This window comes from Hymenobacter terrenus (assembly GCF_000972495.1).
Lineage (GTDB): Bacteria > Bacteroidota > Bacteroidia > Cytophagales > Hymenobacteraceae > Hymenobacter > Hymenobacter terrenus.
In genome coordinates this window covers 1,055,883-1,073,084 of the sequence record NZ_LATM01000001.1, presented here as the reverse complement: position 1 = coordinate 1,073,084, position 17,202 = coordinate 1,055,883, and the positions used below count along the sequence as shown (strand labels likewise).

The window sequence follows — 17,202 nt, the reverse complement described above, 5'->3', positions numbered from 1 at the left end:
CGGTGATATTCTGGCCGAAGTCGAAACCGACAAGGCCACCATGGAACTGGAAAACTACGAAGACGGCACCCTGCTCTACACTGGCCCCAAAGCCGGCGAAGCTGTGGCCGTTGACGGCATCCTTGCCATTATTGGCGAAGAAGGAGCCGATATCCAAGCCCTGCTGGGTGGCCAAAGCGGTGGAAGTGCTGCATCGGCTGCCGCTCCCGCCGAAGCCTCGAAACCCGCTGAAACTGCGGCGCCGGTCTCGGCGCCCGCTCAGTCGGCGGCACCTGCCCAGCCGGCTGCGGCCGCTCCGGGTGGCCGCATTCTGGCCTCGCCCTTGGCCAAGAGCATTGCCAAAGAAAAGGGTATTAATCTCGCGGAAGTAGTAGGCAGCGGCGATAACGGCCGCATCGTGCAGCGCGACGTGGAGAACTTCCAGCCTTCCGGCGCTGCTACTCCGGTTGCGCAAGCGGCTCCGGCGGCTGTGGCTGCCCCAGCGACCGCACCGGCTCCGGCCGCTCAGCCGCAAGCCGCGGCTCCGGCTCCGAGCGCGGCCAGCCCCGCTTCCGATGCCTACACCGATACGCCCGTATCGCAGATGCGCAAGGTAATTGCCAAGCGCCTGTCGGAAAGCTTATTTACGGCCCCGCATTTCTATCTCACGATGGAAATCAACATGGACAAGGCCATCGAGACACGGAGCAAGCTCAATGAGCTGTCGCCGGTGAAGCTTTCCTTCAATGACCTGGTGCTGAAGGCGACGGCTATGGGCCTGCGCCAGCACCCGGCCGTGAATTCGTCGTGGCTTGGTGATAAGATTCGCCAGAACAAGCTGATAAACATTGGGGTGGCTGTGGCCGTGGACGAAGGCCTGCTGGTGCCCGTGGTGCGCAACGCCGACCAGAAAGGCCTCTCGCAAATTGCCAACGAGGTGAAAGAGCTGGCCGGCAAGGCCAAGAGCAAGAAGCTGCAGCCCGCCGAGTGGGAGGGGAGCACCTTCACCATCTCCAACCTGGGCATGTTTGGCATTGAAGAGTTTACGGCCATCATCAACCCGCCCGATGCCTGCATCCTGGCCGTGGGCGGTATCAAGCAGACACCCGTCGTGAAGGATGGTCAGATTGTAATTGGCAACATCATGAAAGTGACGCTGAGCTGCGACCACCGTGTGGTGGACGGCGCCACCGGTGCCGCCTTCCTTCAGACCTTGAAAGGCCTGCTGGAAGACCCCTTGCGTATGCTGATTTGAGCCTGAAGCGGTGAACTGAAAAAACCAGCCATAACCGGCTGGTTTTTTTTTGCCAGAATAAAATAAGCCGGCAACGAGCGGTAAAGCACGCAGTGCGAGTAAAATGGTTGACTTACGGAAGCAAAACATCAGCACCAGTACGAGCATCATGCTCGATGTTCAGCGCATAGTGGCGGCATTGGTCGTGCTGGTTTTCCACGTCAGCAGCCAATGGACTACCGCCTACCCGGCTACGCACGAAGCCTTGGGCAAGGCCTCGCACGCGGCGGTGGTGGTGTTTTTTGTGATTTCCAGCTACGTCATTGCTTTCACCACCAGCGGAAACAACCGAGGGCCCCAGCAATACGCCATTGCCCGCCTCAGCCGTCTGTACTCGGTGCTGGTGCCGGCCTTGGTTGTGACGGCGTTGGTTGAATTTGTGGTGGTTCGTTCGGACGCCTTCCTGACGGTGCGGTACGTGCGGGAATATTCCTGGCTGCGCTACGTGCTAAGTGCCTTCTTTGGCAACGAAGCGGGCTTGCTGTCGGCGGCGCCACCACTCAATTCACCCCTGTGGTCGCTGAGCTACGAGTTCTGGTATTACCTCATCTATGGCCTTTGGTTTTACCGGGCGGCAAATCGTAAGACATGGTGGTGGCTGGCGGCGGCCAGCCTCATTGCCGGCCCCAAAATTCTGCTGCTGATGCCCATTTGGCTTTGCGAGGTTTGGGCTTTTCGGCTGCCAAAGCCAGGGCTTGTTGTGCGCTATGGGTGGGTTTTGGTTGGGCTATTTCTCCTTTTGGCTGGGCTGGCGGTCGCGTACTTGCCGGCGCTGCCTGGGGCGGTGGGGGCGGCGCCGCTGTTCATGACGGCGCAGTTTGCGACCGACTGGGTGGTTGGGGGGCTGGTTGGTTTGGCCATCTGGAGCTTGCCGGGTGGGCACCCGGCCCTGAGCCACGGGTGGGTGAAGCCTCTGCGAAGGGCGGCCGATTTATCCTTTCCGCTCTACGTGCTGCACTTTCCGCTCATCGTACTGTGGCGGGTTGTTTTCGGCTGGCGGGTTAATGATTTGCAGCAGATGTGGCAGGTGGTGCTGGGGGTTGGGTTGGTGGCTGGCGGGTTAGGAGTGCTGTTTGAAAACCAGCGGCCGCGATGGATTCGCTTTTTCGAGTGGCTCCTCCATTCTATTAATTCTGCTCGGGCTGCCGGTGGGAAATGAGGAGCTGATTGGGCCTCCTGAAAGGAGAACAGGTACAATGAATATTGCTTGCGTCAAGCTCGACCCGCTACGGGACACGCCGGGGCCTGCCGATGACGGTGGGCGTTGTATTTTTGCGGCCTTATGCAAGCAAAAATTCGTTCTACCACCGTTCTTGGCATCCGCCATAACGGTGAAATAGCCCTCGGCGCCGACGGGCAGGCCACCATGGACAAGCACGTGGCCAAAAGCAACGTCCGTAAAATCCGCAAGCTGCAAGACGGCAAGATTGTGACCGGTTTTGCCGGCTCCACGGCCGATGCTTTCATGCTGCTCGATAAATTCGATGAGAAGCTGACCGGCTACGGGGGTAACCTCAAGCGCGCCGCCATCGAACTAGCCAAAGATTGGCGCAAAGACCAGTACCTGCGCAAGCTGGAAGCCATGATGGTGGTGGCCGATAAAGAAGAGCTGCTCATCCTCAGCGGAACCGGCGACGTACTGGAGCCGGACTCCGACGTGGCGGCCATTGGCAGCGGCGCCATGTACGCCCAAGCGGCGGCGTTGGCCCTGAAAAAGCACGCACCGCACTTATCAGCCCGCCAGATGGTGGAAGATGCCCTGCACATCGCCGCCGATATCTGCATTTACACCAATCATAATTTGATGATTGAGCAGCCAGTATAGGCTGAACTAACTCAACAAGCAGAACGTCATATCGAGCGCAGCCGAGACAGCTGGCGTGCCACTAGTGTTTCTTTCGTTGAACGATTGAGTTACTAAGGCCCGCGAGATGTCTCGGCTGCGCTCGACATGAACTCATTCGATTACAATTGCCAATAACCCATTCCATCATGCAAGTAACCAACTTCCTCCGCCACCACTTCCGGCACTTCAACGCGGCTGCGCTTATCGACGCTGCCGACGGCTACAACAAGCACCTGGCCGATGGCGGGAAGATGATGATAACCCTGGCCGGAGCCATGAGTACCGCCGAATTGGGCATCCAACTGGCCGAGCTGATTCGGCAGGATAAGGTGCAAATCATCAGCTGTACCGGGGCCAACCTCGAAGAGGACATCTTCAACCTCGTAGCCCACGACTTCTACGAGCGGGTGCCTAATTACCGCGACCTCACCGCTGCCGACGAGCACGCCCTGCTCAAGCGCCACATGAACCGCGTGACCGATACCTGCATCCCCGAAGAAGAGGCCATGCGCCGCATCGAGCACACCGTGCTCAAGTTCTGGGAGCAGGCCGACAGCGCCGGCGAGTCGTACTTCCCGCACGAGTTCTTCTACCAGATTCTGCTCTCGGGCGAGCTGGAGCAGTACTACCAGATTGACCCTAAAGACTCCTGGATGCTGGCTGCGGCCGAGAAAAACCTGCCCATCATTTGCCCCGGTTGGGAAGATTCCACGCTCGGCAACATCTACGCGGGTCACGTGATGACCGGCGACGTGCAGAACGTGCACACCATGCGCACCGGCATTCAGTACATGATGTTCCTGGCCGACTGGTACACCCAAAACGCCACCGAGGAGAGCAAAGTAGGCTTCTTCCAGATTGGCGGCGGTATTGCCGGCGACTTCCCTATCTGCGTGGTGCCCATGCTGCACCAGGACTTGCAGCGCCACGAAGTGCCGCTGTGGGGCTACTTCTGCCAGATTTCGGACTCGACCACCAGCTACGGCAGCTACTCCGGCGCCGTGCCCAACGAGAAAATCACCTGGGGCAAGCTGGGTGAGCACACGCCCAAGTACGTGATTGAGAGCGACGCGACCATTGTGGCGCCGCTGGTGTTTGCCATCGTGCTGGGGCAGTAACTGCTGCGAGTTTTAACAAGAAGGCCCGCCACTGCATCAGTGGCGGGCCTTTTTATTTCCTTGATAGGGCGATACGGTGGGCTAGCCCACGTGCTGCGCCAATACTTTTTGCACGTCGTAGATGTTGACTTGCGTGTTGAACTGCCGAATGATGCTGGGCTGCACCTCGCTCGATATCCAGATTTTCAGCTCGGCGTCGAGGTCTAAATGACCAGCGGTTTCGATTGCAAACCGCGTGATGCTTTTGTAGGCAATGGAAAGGTAAGTTGTTTTCTTGCCCGTCAGGCCCTGCTTTTCAACGAGAATCAGCCGTTTGCTGGTGAAAATGAAAACGTCGCGCACCAGCTTGAAGCCGATTTCAATAACCTCGCCGTCCGCGAGCAGAACGCCGTATTCGCCATTCAATTCGGCTGGTTGAACCACGCCGGCGTTGCCGAGTAATGCAGAAAAAAAGCCCATGTCGTTTGTTGATGAGTGATGTGCCCGCAGTATAGGGAAAAATACTTGCTTTGCCAGAACACTTGGCAGCGGGGAGTGAAAACCGAACTGCTCACAAACGAACAAGAGCCCGCCACTGAGGAAGCGGCGGGCTCTTGTTCGTTTGTGCTTGCGGGGTGTTGCATAGTGGCTGCAACACCTGCTACGTGAGTTACGGCACCGGCCCGTCTATTATCCTTATCCGCAAATATGCAAAAGCGCAACGCCTGTAGACCACTCAGAAACCCGAAGGAGCGGTCTATGCGCTGAGTTAAACAACTGGGTATTCAGTAAACGTGTACCCGATTGAAGATACCTGAGCCAAGGCTTCCGAATCTTCCCAAGTGCTGCTCAGCGAATTGAGAAAGACGTGGTCGGCCTCCTTGTGTAAAAGGACTAGTTCACCGTTAAAAATAGCGAGGAACTTGCTCACCTCCGCAACCAAGAGGTGCTTGAGTAACGCTAGAAACATTTCCTTAGCCAAAAATCGGTTTGGAGTATTAAAGCGGATATACCAGCTTGACTGATAATGATAGGGACCGAAGCTGAAATCTAAATAGTCTGCTTTTTCGCTAGCAGAAATGCTGAGTATCAACTCATCCTTTTCATCTAGTATCGACCATCCACGCTCTTCTTGTACCAGCGAGCTGTGCGTGGTAGCAACAGTTGGTAATTGAAATAAGAAATCGGAAAGAACAGGAGCCGGAGTGGCAAAAAGGACTCTGTATTCAAGTGCCATAATTAGGAAGGATATGGATGATTTCGCCGGCTTTGTTAATGATGACAACTTCCTCTAAATCCGGAATGGGGTATTTTTTGAATTGTTCGGCCAGAGCGGATACGTCTGCTTCTGAACCGCGCAAATTGAGTACAACCCTTCTGGTTTGTTCTTCTGAAACTTTTACTCCCGTGTTCGACCAAATATTACGCACACTACTGCTAGTGGGGGCGTAATTATCGAAAATTTTACCTTCTATTCGATAGTCTGGTTTTTTGGGAGGATTGGGGGATACGGGATTTTGTTCAACATCGTACCCTGCCTGCGCCATAATATTGGCCGTTTCGTTCTCGCGGATGATTGCCTGTTGCTTCACTAGTTCATCCCGTGGGTCAATTCTTGCCGGAATTCCACGCGGTCGCGCAGTAGGATTTGGCGGGCGGCTAGGCAGGGTGCGCAAGTCCGCCAGTTGTTGCAGCCGCAGCCCCTTGACCCGCGCCAGCAGCGCCAGCAGCGCCAGCAGATGTGCCTCCTCGTCGGCTGTCAATGTGCCATCGGCATGGCGGCGCTCTAGGTCGGCCAGTTCGGCGCGGTCTCTATCGGTGGGTGGGGTGTTGCGGCGGATGAAGTCCCATTCGGATTGGTAGCCCGGGTCGTCGCGGCTGTTGGTGGGCACGAGCACCGCCACCGCGGCGGCCACGCCCAGCTCGGGCAGTAGGGCCAGCAGGCGCGCCAGTAGCCCCAGCGGGGCGGGTGGTACGGGCACCTCCACCGGGGGCAGTGGTACGGGTGGTACCACCGGCGTCTGCGGCAGCACGAACGGGTTCTGCTGGAGGGCCTGTGGGGTGGGGGCGGGGCCTCCGGGCTGCCAGTGCCAGCCATCGGGGTCGGAGAGGGTGACGCGGCACTGGTAGGAGCCGCCCGCCGTGTCGCCGCTGGCGAAGAACTCCTGATAGCCCACGCAATAGGCCGCTTCGAAACGCATGGTTTCCAGCGTGCGATTTGTCGCGTCAGAAAAGACGGCTTCAGCGGGCAGGCGTTTAAGCGGGTCGTTGGCCCACCCTTCTAAAAAGTTGTGGTCGGGCACGTCGAGCACGAATTCGGCTAGCGTGTTGCGCACTTTCGCTATGGCGCGCCCGTGGCCGTCGGTGTCCTGGGTGCTGCCGTAGGTGCAGTGCCAGATGCGGAACACGTATCCGGCTACGCGCAGCTCGGCATAGAAAGAGGCCATTAGTAGAAGTAGTGGAAGGGAGCGGCGAAGATAGAGCGACCGGCCATAAAAAAGCCCCGCCGCCTGCGTGGCGACGGGGCGGGGCGGCTAGCCTTCCACGGTGATGGTGCCTTTGCCGGGCTGGGTGAAGAGCTTCGGGTCGTAGAGCGCCTTCACGGCGTCGGGCTCATCAATGTGAAGCTTTAGCTGGTCGAGCAGGTTGAGCTTGAGCTGGCGGGCGGCGGCTTTGCGCAGCTTTTTCTCTTTCTTGCTGTCGCCCTGCACCGTGCCTTTGCTGGCCCCCTGGGCCTGTCGAATCTGCTCATACTCCTGCTTGAGCTGGGCGGCGCGGGCGGTCAGACCCTCGCCCAGCACCTGCTGGTAGGTGGTGGTGAGCGCGGCGGCGCGCTCCAGCAGGGTGGGCAGGGTGAGGAGGGTGGCGCCGCTGTATTCGGACCGGCCCTTTGGCAGGAATTCGGCCAGGGCCTGGGGGTTCGGCTGTTTGCGGCCGAAGAGGTACTCGACATCCACGAGCAGCTCTTTTTGGGCGAAGCGCTTGAAGTCGGCCAGCAGCTTTTCCACCTCGTCGGTGTTGCCCAGCCGGGTGCCCAGGTGCTGGTCCTGGTCGCCGAGGAAGGCGGCGTAACCGTCGTGGAGGGGCTGGAGGGCATCAATCATGGCCGTGTACCGGCCGGCCTCGTTCTGGCCGGTGAGGAGCGCGAGGTGGGTGGCCATCAGGTCGCGGAAGGCTTCCCGAGGCAGGTTTTTGTTGAGAAACGGATTCTTAAAGTAGGGGAGAAACATAGGCAACAAAGGTTAGGGAAACGTGAGCTTGTAAGGTAGTTAAAAAATTGAGCTATAGTAGCCTTTCTTGCTTTATTTCCGGGCTTGGCTACCCAGAAGTGCGCTTCTAAACGGCCACCCCAAGTTTGGGGAGCAAGGTTTGGCTCTAAAACCCCCGCCCCAAGTTTGGGGAGCAGGGTTTGGCCCCAAATCTTCCGCCCCAAGTTTGGGGAGACGTATTTTGGCTCCAAATCCTCCGCCCCAAGTTTGGGGTGGCCGGTTGAGGCTTCAAATCCTCCGCCCCAAGTTTGGGAAGGTAGGATTTGGCCCCAAACCCTGCCTTCCCAAACTTGGGGCGGAGGATTTGGCTCATAATACTCCCAACCAACCAATACGGGAGCCTGCCGCTTCGACGGCGGCAGACTCCCGTATTGGTTGTGTTGGGGTTTATACACGTCGCGAAGTGGTTTGCGAGAACGATGTAGAGACGCGACCCTTCGCGTCTCCGGGTTCGCGCCGTTTGGGTATCGTTCAACGCCGAGACGCGAAGGGTCGCGTCTCTACATCCGTCAGACAATTTTTGCGAACCTCTTCGCGACGAGGATAACATACAGCAGTACACGAACCCGAAAACTGCCCTAATCCAAAAAAAGAAGATACTCTTTATTAATACTCCACCTCATACCACGAATCACCCCATGCCCACGCCCATCCCCAAGAAAATTTTGGCCCGCCAGCACGAAATCACCGCCGATTTCCAGCGCCTCGTGGCCGCGCACGTGGCCGACGTTGTGGCGGGCCGCGCCACCGAGATGCTGGAAATCCGCGACTTCGCCGCGCAGCTGTTCATTCACCCCACCCACCTCAGCAATACCCTCAAGCTGACGACCGGGCACGCGCCCTGCTTCTTTTTTGAGGCCAGCATCATGGACGCGGCCCGGCAGCTGCTGCGCGATACCGACCGCCCCGTGGCCGACATCGCCGCCAACCTCACCTACGACGCGTCGAACTTCACCAAGTTTTTCAAGCGCTTCGAAGGCTGCACGCCCAAGCAGTACCGCGAGCAGGCGTGGGCCCGGCGGCGGGAGGCAAATGCGGAAATCCTCACCATTTAAACTGAAACACTCACCATTAGCCGGCCTGCCGGGGGCCAGACCTTTGTGCCATCCTCTTCACCTAAAAGAATAGCCCGATGAGCACCCCCAAAATAGCCCTGATAACCGGCGGCAGCCGCGGCCTGGGCCAGAACATGGCCCTGAACCTGGCCAAAAAAGGCATCGACGTACTCCTTACCTACCACAGCAAAAAGGCCGAAGCCGAGGCCGTAGTAGCCGAAATCCAGTTGCACGGCCGCACCGCCGCCGCCTTGCAGCTCAACGTGGCCGATGCCGGCAGCTTCGATGCCTTCTTCGCCCAGGTCCGCACCACGCTGCACGATACCTTCGAGGCCGAGCAGTTTCATTTTCTGGTCAACAACGCCGGTACGGGCATCCACGCCGCCTTTTCCGATGCCACCGAAGCGCAGTTCGACGAGATGGTGAACACCCATCTCAGAGGCCCTTACTTTCTCACGCAAAAGGCCCTGCCCCTGCTGGCCGACGGCGGGCGCGTCATCAACATCTCTTCCGGCCTGGCCCGCTTCACCCTGCCCGGCTACTCGGCCTACGCGGCCATGAAGGGCGCCCTCGAAGTCCTGACCCGCTACCAGGCCAAGGAGCTGGCCGTCCGCGGCATTGCCGCCAACGTGGTGGCGCCCGGCGCCATCGCAACCGACTTTGACAATGCCCACGTGCGCGACAATGCCCAAATCAACGCCCTCATAGCTTCGCAAACAGCCTTGGGCCGCGTGGGGCTGCCCGACGACATCGGGGGCGTGGTCGCCTTCCTCTGCACCGACGATGCCCGCTGGGTCAATGGCCAACGCCTGGAAGCGTCCGGCGGCATATTCCTGTAAGGGCCCATCGAGGCTAAATAACAGCTGCCTCCACGGGCAACCCGCATAAAAGAGGCCTGCCGGAAATGAATCCGGCAGGCCTTTTCGCGTAAAAGCAGCGCCTGGGGTTAGCGTGAAATACTTACTTCTGCAACCGGCGCAGGCGATATGAATCTACCTGCTGGCGCAGCACGGCTAGCAGGCTACCGTAGCGCTCCTGGGCTTCTTTTTGACCTTCTAATAGTTGAAGGCGAGAGTTTATCAAATCGGAGAAGTCCTCTATGGAGTAGGAACGTTTCGGCGTGGTGGACACGGGCTGAGCAAAAGATAACCGAGCAAAATAGCGGAGTGGCTGCGTCTTGTACGGAGCGGCCCAAATTTAATACCTAAAACTTAGAAACGAAAAAGCGGCCGCGCCGGATTCCAGATGCCCCACGGAATCATGAGCAGCACGAGCAGAAGTGCAATACCGAAGTATGTGAAGGCTTTTTTGTGCTTGAGCGTGTCTTCGGGCGCTTTCTTGAGGGCGATGCGGCCCACTTGCGCGAGCACAGTAGCCAGAATCATCACCACCACGTGCTCCATGCCGAAGAAGCGGGCGGTGGGGTCCTTCATGGCTCCGGCCTGCTTCATGGCGTTCAGGCCCCAGGGGCTGAGGCCGAAATACAGGCCCAGGCCAATGAGCACCTGTAGCCACATAAACCCCGAAAAGCTGGCGCTGATGCCATTGTCGCCCTTGGTAAACGGCCGCCGGCCCGACCACCCCACGTAGGCGCGATACACGGCGAAAATACCCGTCAGCAACACGAACCAGCGGGACCAGGAATGAAGAAGAAGCAGTGTTTGATACATAAAAAGGGGAAGAGGTGAGCGAAAGTCCGCGCTACGGCATACCAGCTAAACCACGGGCCATCAGTGGGGCAAAGGTAAGGCCGGGGCCGGCACGGGGCGCCCCCACGCCGGGCAAATCCTCCCAGACGAAGGCTACGCGGCCGGGGGCGGCGGCTTGGGCAGGCGGTTGGCCCGTTCTTCGGCCAGTTGCTCGCGCATGGCGACAAAGAGGGCAATGAATACGGAGAAAAACGGCAAAACCATCCCGAGCCCGAACCATCGCCAAAACGACCGGCCGTGGCTGTAAGCAATGTAACCGGTGATGGGAGCGAAGACCAGCGCCGCAACCAGCAGAATTAATAGCGTATCAACGAGAAGCACGGCCTGACGAAATAATGGCGGAATAGTAAGGTTCGGTACATGAGGCGAGAGAGTGATTGGTAGGAATGGGTAAATAGGTGCTACTAAAAAGAACGTCATGCTGAGCGCAGCCGAAGCATCTCGCCTGTGGTAGTAATTATTTACTCTCGCGGTAGAGATGCTTCGGCTACGCTCAGCATGACTGACGTTCTTCTATTACCAATCACTCAATCGCAGCGCAACGCGCTACTTCACCTTGCCACGCTTCACGAGGTAGGCATAGAGCACTTTCTCAAAGGGCTCGCGCACGTCTACAGGCACGAAATCGATGCGCAGCTGGCCGCAGCGCAGGGCCAGCTCCTGCTCGTAGGCCGTCATGGCGGCCTGGTACTGCTCTTTTATCTGCGAAGGTTGCAGCTTGATTTCGAGCCCGGTTTCCACATCTTCGAAGATGTAGGGCCGCTCGGCGAAGTCGAAATTAGCCTCCGTAGCCCGGTCCAGCACATGAAACAGCAGCACCTCGTGGTGCTGGTGCTTGAGGTGTTGCAGGGCGGCGAGGGCCGCCGCCTGCTCGGCCTGCCCGCGCCCCAGCATGTCGCTGAACAGGATGACGAGCGAGCGTTTCGGAATCTGCTGGGCAATGGCGTGCACAGTGCCGGTCACGTCGGTGCCGCGCACGGTTTTGGGCGCGGGCGGGCGCTCCAGCAGCTGTTGCAGGGCCAGCAGCAGGGTGTGGCGGTGGGTGCTGGTGGAGCGCACCGGCGTTTGCAGCTCCACCGTTTCGGCAAAGGTGACGAGGCCCACGGCATCGCGCTGCCGGGTGAGCAGCGTGGTGAGCGCCGCCGCGGCCAGAATGCTGAACTTGAGCTTGTCGTAGCCCGGGGCGGGATAGTACATGCTCGGGCTCACGTCGAGCAGCAGGTGGGCGCGCAGGTTGGTTTCCTCCTCGTAGCGCTTCACGAAGAGCTTATCGGTGCGGGCAAATACCTTCCAGTCGATGTGCCGCGTGCTTTCGCCGGGGTTGTAGAGGCGGTGCTCCGAAAACTCCACCGAAAACCCGTGGTAGGGCGACTGGTGCAGGCCGGTGATGAAGCCATCCACCAACTGGCGGGCCAGAAACTCAAGGTTCTCGAAGGAGCGGATGGCGGCGAGGTCAATGGGCATGAGGCGGTGGGGGAGGGATGGTTGAGACTATAAAGAACGTTACGCCGGGCAAGAATGTCACCGCCGCCCGTCTGTCAGCCTGCCTCACGCCTCGGTGGGCATTCACCTTTGCTCCGTCCTTCGTAAGTTAGGCCCTTCAATCAACCGACCGACTATATTTCCCACTCATACCCCAACCCATTCCCGTGGACGACCGTCACGAACAGGAAGAAATTTATTCCCAACGCATTAAAGCTGGCAAACGCACGTACTTCTTCGACGTGAAAGCCACCCGTGGCCAGGATTACTATCTGACCATCACCGAGAGCAAGCGCCGCCAGAACGGTGACGACTCCGTCTCATACGAAAAGCATAAAATTTTCCTGTACAAGGAAGATTTTCTCAAGTTCGTTGATGCCCTGCAAGACGCCGTGGACTACGTCCGCGAAGAATTGCTCACCCCCGAAGAAGTGGCCGAACTCGACCGCCCCCGCGAATACGACGACCGGGACCGGCCCCGCCAGGATTTCGAGCGCCCCCCCTTCGACCCCAACCGCAGCGACGACAACTACTAACCCAGCGCCCACCAAAAGCGCAAAACGGCGCGAATGGACCCCGGTCCGTTCGCGCCGTTCTGTTGAGGCGCATAGCGGTGGTACAGATGTGGCCACGCAACTGTGGCACAGCTGTGGCACGCAGCCTTTGCTGCGTGTAACGAGCGCAGCGAGTCCCAACGTCTGGTTCTAGCGCTTGTACTCGCTATGCTCGTTACACGCAGCAAAGGCTGCGTGCCACAGTTGCGTGCCACAGACGTGTCACAGATGTGCCACAGTTGCGTGGCTACAGCTCTGCTAGAATTGCGTGCCACAACTGCATGCCCCCGCCGTACCTTTACAGCTGAATTATGCCCAACTCATAATTCCTAATTCTTAACTCATAACTCCACATAATGGGCCTCCGCTGCGGTATCGTCGGCTTGCCGAACGTCGGTAAATCCACTCTTTTCAACGCGCTTTCGAACGCCAAGGCCGAATCGGCCAACTACCCTTTCTGCACTATCGAGCCCAATGTGGGCGTCATCACCGTGCCCGACGAGCGGCTCCAAATCCTGGAGGGCCTTGTAAACCCCAAGCGCGTGCTGCCCACCATCATCGAGTTTGTCGACATTGCCGGCCTCGTGAAGGGCGCCAGCAAGGGCGAAGGTCTGGGCAATAAATTCCTCGCCAACATCCGCGAAGTCGATGCCATCATCCACGTCGTCCGCTGCTTCGACGACCCTAACATCGTGCACGTAGCCGGTGGCGTCGACCCCGTTTTCGACAAAGACGTAATTGACACCGAGCTTCAAATCAAAGATTTGGAGAGCGTGGACAAGAAGCTGGTGAAATCGGAGCGCAGCGCCAAGGGCGGCGACGCCGTGGCCAAGAAAGAGGTAGCCGCGCTCCAGCGCTTCAAGGCCGCGCTCGAAGCCGGGCAGAACGCCCGCGCCGTAGACGCCACGCCCGAAGAGCTGGAAGCCGTGGCCGACCTGCAGCTGCTCACCATCAAGCCCGTGATTTACGTGGCCAACGTGGACGAGGCCAGCATCGCCACCAACGGCAACAAGCACGTGGAAGCCCTGCGTGCGCACGTGAAAGCCGAAGGTGCTCAGGTAGTACTAGTGTCGGCCGCCATCGAAGCGCAGATTGCCGAGATGGAAGACCCCGAGGAAAAAGCCCTGTTCCTGGGCGAGTACGGCCTCACCGAGTCGGGCCTGAACAAGCTGATCCGCGCCAGCTACGAGCTGCTTAACCTAATTACCTACTTCACCGCCGGCGTGCAGGAAGTCCGCGCCTGGACCATTCACCGGGGCGATAAAGCGCCCGCCGCCGCCGGCGTCATTCATTCCGACTTCGAAAAAGGCTTCATCCGCGCCGAGGTAATCAAACTAGCCGATTACCAGGAATACAAAACCGAAGTAAAAATCAAAGAAGCCGGCAAAATGGCCGTGGAAGGCAAAGACTACGTGGTGCAGGACGGCGACATCATGCACTTCCGGTTCAACGTCTGACCGCAGATGAAACGGATTTTAACGGATGGAACGGATTTTTTGTGGTTCCCATTCGTGAATTTCATTCAAGCCGTATGCTCCACAAAAAAAAGAGGCCGCTCAGATGAGCGGCCTCTTTTTCATTCTTGACTTGGCATAGCACTGTTCTTGTTCTCTCGATGCGGAACCACAAAAAATCCGTTCCATCCGTTAAAATTCGTTTCATCTGCGGTCCTATTTGCCCACCACCTTATAGAGCATTCCTTTGCTCAACTGGTCATTGGTTTTCATTCCATTCAGAATAGCCAGCTCCTCGTAGCGCTTGCTCGGGATACCATTGGCCGCTAAGGCGGAGGCCAGCGTGGTGCTGCTGGTGGCGGTTTTGATGCGGATGCGCTCGGGCTGGCGGTTCAGCTTGCTGGCCTCGGTAAGGCGGGCGTAGCCCTGGGCCGCTTGCTGGAACTGCGGAGCATAGGTGGAAAACGAACCGGAGGCGGCCAGCCCGACGAATGCGTACACGCTCTGGCCGTCCTGAATAAGCTGGGCGAGCACGTGCGCGGGCGTGCTGTTTTGGTCGGAGGCGGTTTGGTCTCCTTCAATCACCATAGCGGGGAAGCCGTTGATGGTTGTTTTCTGGGCATTGGCCGACTGCAGGCCGATGGATTTAGCCAGGGATTGTGCGGCGGCATCGAGCGTGCCGTTGCCGGCGCCCAAGAACACCAGCAGCGCTTTGCCGTTGGGCTCCTGCATCTGGAACTGCTCAGGCGAGTTCTGGGATTTCCAGCCCGAGGGGATGGGGAAGCGGAATTTCAGGTCGGGGTGATAGAACACGCTGCCTTCCACGAAGCCCTGGCGGGGGTCTTCGCCATAGTTCAGGCCTTCGATGGCGCGCAGGTACTGGTCGCGGTTGACGGCCAGGGGCCGTCCGCCCGTCGACTGCCGGGCTCGGGAAGCCAGCCCTTTCACACGCGTATAGCGGTCGGCCGAGTTGGGGTGAGTGGAGAGGAACGTGGGGATGCTGCTGCCGCTCTGGGCCTCGGTGCGCGACAAGGTCTGGAAGAAGTCGGCCATGTTGCTCGCATCATAACCAATTTTGGTGGAATACTTCACCCCAAGGTCATCGGCCTCATTCTCGTCGTCGCGGCCGTACTTGAGCATACCCAGGCCCACAGCCTGTTGCGCAATGCCCCCAACCGACTGCATCACGCGGGGCGCAATCACCGAGCCGAGTATCATCCCGATGCCGGCAATGGTGCTGCGGGTTTGCTGCTTCTTGCCGTGTCGGGCGGTGATGTGGCCTAACTCGTGGCCCAGCACGCCGGCAAACTGCGCCTCGTTGTTGAAGTGAGCCATGATACCACGGGTGAAGTACACGTGGCCATCGGGCGTAGCAAAAGCGTTGATTACGGGTGAATCCACTATCGTGAAGCCATAGTTGCCGGGGCGGTCCGACACGGCGGTCATCTGTTTGCCTTTGGCATCGATGAGCTTTTGCAAGGCGGCATTATTATAGAGGCCAAACTGGGCTATTACGGCCGGGTCGGGCTTGGGGCCTTGCGTGGGGCGGTTTTCTGGAAGACGTCCGGCCCAGTTGGTTACGCTGGAAGAACCGGCGAGCGGTGCCAGCAGCAACAGGAGGGCGCCGGTGCGCAGGGTGCTGAAGATAGGGGAGTTCATGGACATAAATAAAAACTAACTAAAAGAGCTTTGCAAGGAGAATGCTACGGATGGGCTTGCAACGCAGGCATGGGGGGCGAGGGTTGCGCCGCGCCAGCACGACAGCCAAGCAGTTAACCGCGAGCTATCAGTACTACCGTAGCATATGGCCAACTGTACCCGCAAGCTATTTCCCTGCCATATTACCAAACGGCACGAATTTTCATCCCAAACGCCCCCAACAAGAAACAATGGCGCGGCCATTTGGCTGGCAGTCTTTTTTCCTTGCTCTACACTGATTTCCCAAGCGCAGTCCACGCAAACTGCTCATTACTTTTGCCCATGCCGGCTTTGATAAGCAGCGGATAGTGCAGCGGTAACTAACGGAGTTAGATACGGCTGTTCATGGCCACGGTTTGGTAGCCGATGAGTAAGTCGGCGCGGGTGCCGGGCGGGCGGTAGTACACCAGCAGGTCGTACTGATTTTCGGTTTGCTGGTGGGTGCCTTCGAAATATACTTCGTTGGGGGCTGCCCCGCGGGCGCCAGCCACGGCAAAATCGTAGTTATAATAGCCCTGCTTGAGCAGGGAGTGACCAGTGTAAAGCTGCTTGCCCTCGTCGTAAGTCAGCTTGAACTCATCCTTGAGCTGCCAGTCGGTGAGGGCGCCGAACACATACACGGGGCCGGGGGCGGGCTGGTCGGCTTTTAGCTGGAAGGTAACGTCGGCATAGTCGGCATTGGTAGCCCCGCTGCCGAACTCGCGGCTTTCGAACACGCGCTGACCGTTTGCATCCTGGTACTGGTTGTAAGCCAACTTGTCGCGCGTGGTTTCGGGCTGTAAGGTTACGCTGACGGGAGCCGTGCGTGGGTCGACGTGCAGTACACCAATGCCGACGGTTTGGATGGAGCGGGTGTCAAAGAAGCGGTACTCGCTGAGGCCGGGGAAGGCATTCTCGAAGCCGAAATACTGGTAGTCGAGCCGGCGTTCGGCGTCGCGCACGAAGGTGGGGCGCAGGTTATATTTGGCGTTGTCCCAGCGGAAGTTCTGCCGCAATATCACCTTCACTTCGGCGGCTGGGTTCACCAGCTCCACGCTGGGGTAGCTCACCGCAAAGTCGAGCTGCTGCAAGGTGTAGCGCTCTTGCCCACCCACTACAATCCCAGGCTTGAGGGCCACCTGCACCTGGTTTTCATATACCAGCAGCCGGCGCGAGACGATGGGCACCCCGCCCTGGCTTTGCACCACCAGCAGGTAGTTGCCGCTGAGCTTCACGCTCGGGGCGCGCATGCGGTAGTGGAAATACGGCACCTTCGTGTTGACACCCACCCGGTAATCGGTGATGAGAAACTCGTTTATCTCACTCAAAAACTGCATGTCCGTTAATATCGACGGCTGCCAGTTCAGGTCGCAGTGAATGAGCCTGGCGGTGTAGCGCTGGCTCTGCTCACCCAGCATGTCGAACTCCAGGGTGATGGCCTGGCTCTGGCCCAGCGGTACCACCGGGGGCTGAAACACCTCATTTTGCTGCCCGGTGGCCACGTAGCACTGCACGCTGCGCACCTCCGGGGCGTAGGTATAGTCTTGGTAGCGCAGGGTTTTATCGGCATAATACTCCGGCGGCTTTTGCTGGCCGGGGGCACGACTGGCGGCGTTGGGGTCGGTGATGGGGGTGCCGAGAGGCACGCAGGCCGAGGCCAGGAGAAGGAAAGCGCAGGGAAGAAGGCGAGGCATGGGGGCGAATGTAGGGCCAACTTGGCGTTTAGCCACGGTTGAGCCTGCTAGTAATAACAGCCAGCGTAGGCTTCATTTAGTGATAACGTTAA

The 17,202-nt window shown here is 58.6% G+C and carries 18 protein-coding genes; 8 read left to right on the top strand and 10 right to left on the bottom strand.

Annotated elements, in window-relative coordinates; translation table 11 throughout:
• The 4 genes from WX88_RS04540 to WX88_RS04525 form a co-directional block, all read left to right on the top strand.
• The coding region (locus WX88_RS04540) for a dihydrolipoamide acetyltransferase family protein (protein WP_046242986.1) at window positions 1–1,234 on the top strand (1,234 nt) is incomplete at its 5' end.
• Between the two features lie 103 nt (window positions 1,235–1,337).
• Window positions 1,338–2,432: an acyltransferase family protein gene (locus WX88_RS04535; protein ID WP_046242985.1), complete on the top strand. Its 1,095-nt coding sequence runs from the start codon at window positions 1,338–1,340 to the stop codon at window positions 2,430–2,432.
• 123 nt (window positions 2,433–2,555) lie between these two features.
• Window positions 2,556–3,098 carry an ATP-dependent protease subunit HslV gene (gene hslV, locus WX88_RS04530; protein WP_046242984.1) on the top strand — a complete coding sequence of 181 codons (543 nt, stop codon included), beginning with the start codon at window positions 2,556–2,558 and terminating at the stop codon, window positions 3,096–3,098.
• A 167-nt stretch (window positions 3,099–3,265) separates the two neighbouring features.
• Window positions 3,266–4,237: a deoxyhypusine synthase family protein gene (locus tag WX88_RS04525; RefSeq protein ID WP_046242983.1), complete on the top strand. Its 972-nt coding sequence runs from the start codon at window positions 3,266–3,268 to the stop codon at window positions 4,235–4,237.
• An 81-nt stretch (window positions 4,238–4,318) separates the two neighbouring features.
• On the opposite strand, the gene WX88_RS04520 is transcribed toward WX88_RS04525, so the two are convergent.
• From WX88_RS04520 to WX88_RS04505, 4 genes are all read right to left on the bottom strand, one after another.
• Window positions 4,319–4,696, bottom strand: coding sequence for a PH domain-containing protein (locus WX88_RS04520; RefSeq protein ID WP_046242982.1), 378 nt, complete (start codon window positions 4,694–4,696; stop codon window positions 4,319–4,321).
• Window positions 4,697–4,985: 289 nt separating this feature from the next.
• Complete coding sequence (locus WX88_RS04515) at window positions 4,986–5,453, bottom strand: hypothetical protein (RefSeq protein WP_046242981.1); 468 nt, start codon at window positions 5,451–5,453, stop codon at window positions 4,986–4,988.
• The gene (gene tssD / locus WX88_RS30720) at window positions 5,443–6,663 is read right to left on the bottom strand and encodes a type VI secretion system tube protein TssD (protein WP_052732324.1); all 1,221 of its coding nucleotides are present in this window, start codon (window positions 6,661–6,663) and stop codon (window positions 5,443–5,445) included. The genes WX88_RS04515 and tssD overlap by 11 nt, the downstream gene beginning before the upstream one ends.
• Before the next feature lie 87 nt (window positions 6,664–6,750).
• A complete protein-coding gene (locus WX88_RS04505) occupies window positions 6,751–7,446 on the bottom strand; it encodes a hypothetical protein (protein ID WP_046242980.1) in 696 nt (231 codons plus the stop codon).
• 677 nt (window positions 7,447–8,123) lie between these two features.
• Between WX88_RS04505 and WX88_RS04500 the strand changes: the two genes are divergently transcribed.
• Together WX88_RS04500 and WX88_RS04495 are read left to right on the top strand one after the other, a co-directional pair.
• On the top strand, window positions 8,124–8,540 hold the full coding sequence (locus WX88_RS04500; RefSeq protein ID WP_046242979.1) for a helix-turn-helix transcriptional regulator: 417 nt from the start codon (window positions 8,124–8,126) through the stop codon (window positions 8,538–8,540).
• A gap of 77 nt (window positions 8,541–8,617) precedes the next feature.
• Window positions 8,618–9,379, top strand: a complete 762-nt coding sequence (locus tag WX88_RS04495) for an SDR family oxidoreductase (RefSeq protein ID WP_046242978.1) — start codon at window positions 8,618–8,620, stop codon at window positions 9,377–9,379.
• A 121-nt stretch (window positions 9,380–9,500) separates the two neighbouring features.
• Here the strand turns inward: WX88_RS04495 and WX88_RS29850 are convergent, their stop codons facing one another.
• The 4 genes from WX88_RS29850 to WX88_RS04480 form a co-directional block, all read right to left on the bottom strand.
• Window positions 9,501–9,671: a hypothetical protein gene (locus WX88_RS29850; RefSeq protein WP_156175938.1), complete on the bottom strand. Its 171-nt coding sequence runs from the start codon at window positions 9,669–9,671 to the stop codon at window positions 9,501–9,503.
• Window positions 9,672–9,751: 80 nt separating this feature from the next.
• The gene (locus tag WX88_RS04490) at window positions 9,752–10,210 is read right to left on the bottom strand and encodes a hypothetical protein (protein WP_046242977.1); all 459 of its coding nucleotides are present in this window, start codon (window positions 10,208–10,210) and stop codon (window positions 9,752–9,754) included.
• Between the two features lie 132 nt (window positions 10,211–10,342).
• Window positions 10,343–10,570 (bottom strand): hypothetical protein, encoded by a 228-nt coding sequence (locus WX88_RS04485; protein WP_046242976.1) that lies wholly within the window; start codon window positions 10,568–10,570, stop codon window positions 10,343–10,345.
• A 225-nt stretch (window positions 10,571–10,795) separates the two neighbouring features.
• Window positions 10,796–11,713 carry a DUF58 domain-containing protein gene (locus tag WX88_RS04480; protein WP_046242975.1) on the bottom strand — a complete coding sequence of 306 codons (918 nt, stop codon included), beginning with the start codon at window positions 11,711–11,713 and terminating at the stop codon, window positions 10,796–10,798.
• A 185-nt stretch (window positions 11,714–11,898) separates the two neighbouring features.
• On the opposite strand from WX88_RS04480, the gene WX88_RS04475 reads away from it, so the two are divergent.
• Together WX88_RS04475 and ychF are read left to right on the top strand one after the other, a co-directional pair.
• Window positions 11,899–12,267 carry a DUF3276 family protein gene (locus WX88_RS04475; protein ID WP_046242974.1) on the top strand — a complete coding sequence of 123 codons (369 nt, stop codon included), beginning with the start codon at window positions 11,899–11,901 and terminating at the stop codon, window positions 12,265–12,267.
• 374 nt (window positions 12,268–12,641) lie between these two features.
• A complete protein-coding gene (gene ychF / locus WX88_RS04470; RefSeq protein WP_046242973.1) occupies window positions 12,642–13,742 on the top strand; it encodes a redox-regulated ATPase YchF in 1,101 nt (366 codons plus the stop codon).
• A 213-nt stretch (window positions 13,743–13,955) separates the two neighbouring features.
• On the opposite strand, the gene WX88_RS04465 is transcribed toward ychF, so the two are convergent.
• Both WX88_RS04465 and WX88_RS04460 read right to left on the bottom strand, forming a co-directional pair.
• Window positions 13,956–15,398, bottom strand: a complete 1,443-nt coding sequence (locus WX88_RS04465; protein WP_046242972.1) for a M48 family metalloprotease — start codon at window positions 15,396–15,398, stop codon at window positions 13,956–13,958.
• Window positions 15,399–15,766: 368 nt separating this feature from the next.
• Complete coding sequence (locus tag WX88_RS04460; protein ID WP_052732323.1) at window positions 15,767–17,110, bottom strand: type IX secretion system plug protein; 1,344 nt, start codon at window positions 17,108–17,110, stop codon at window positions 15,767–15,769.
• Window positions 17,111–17,202 lie beyond the last annotated feature (92 nt).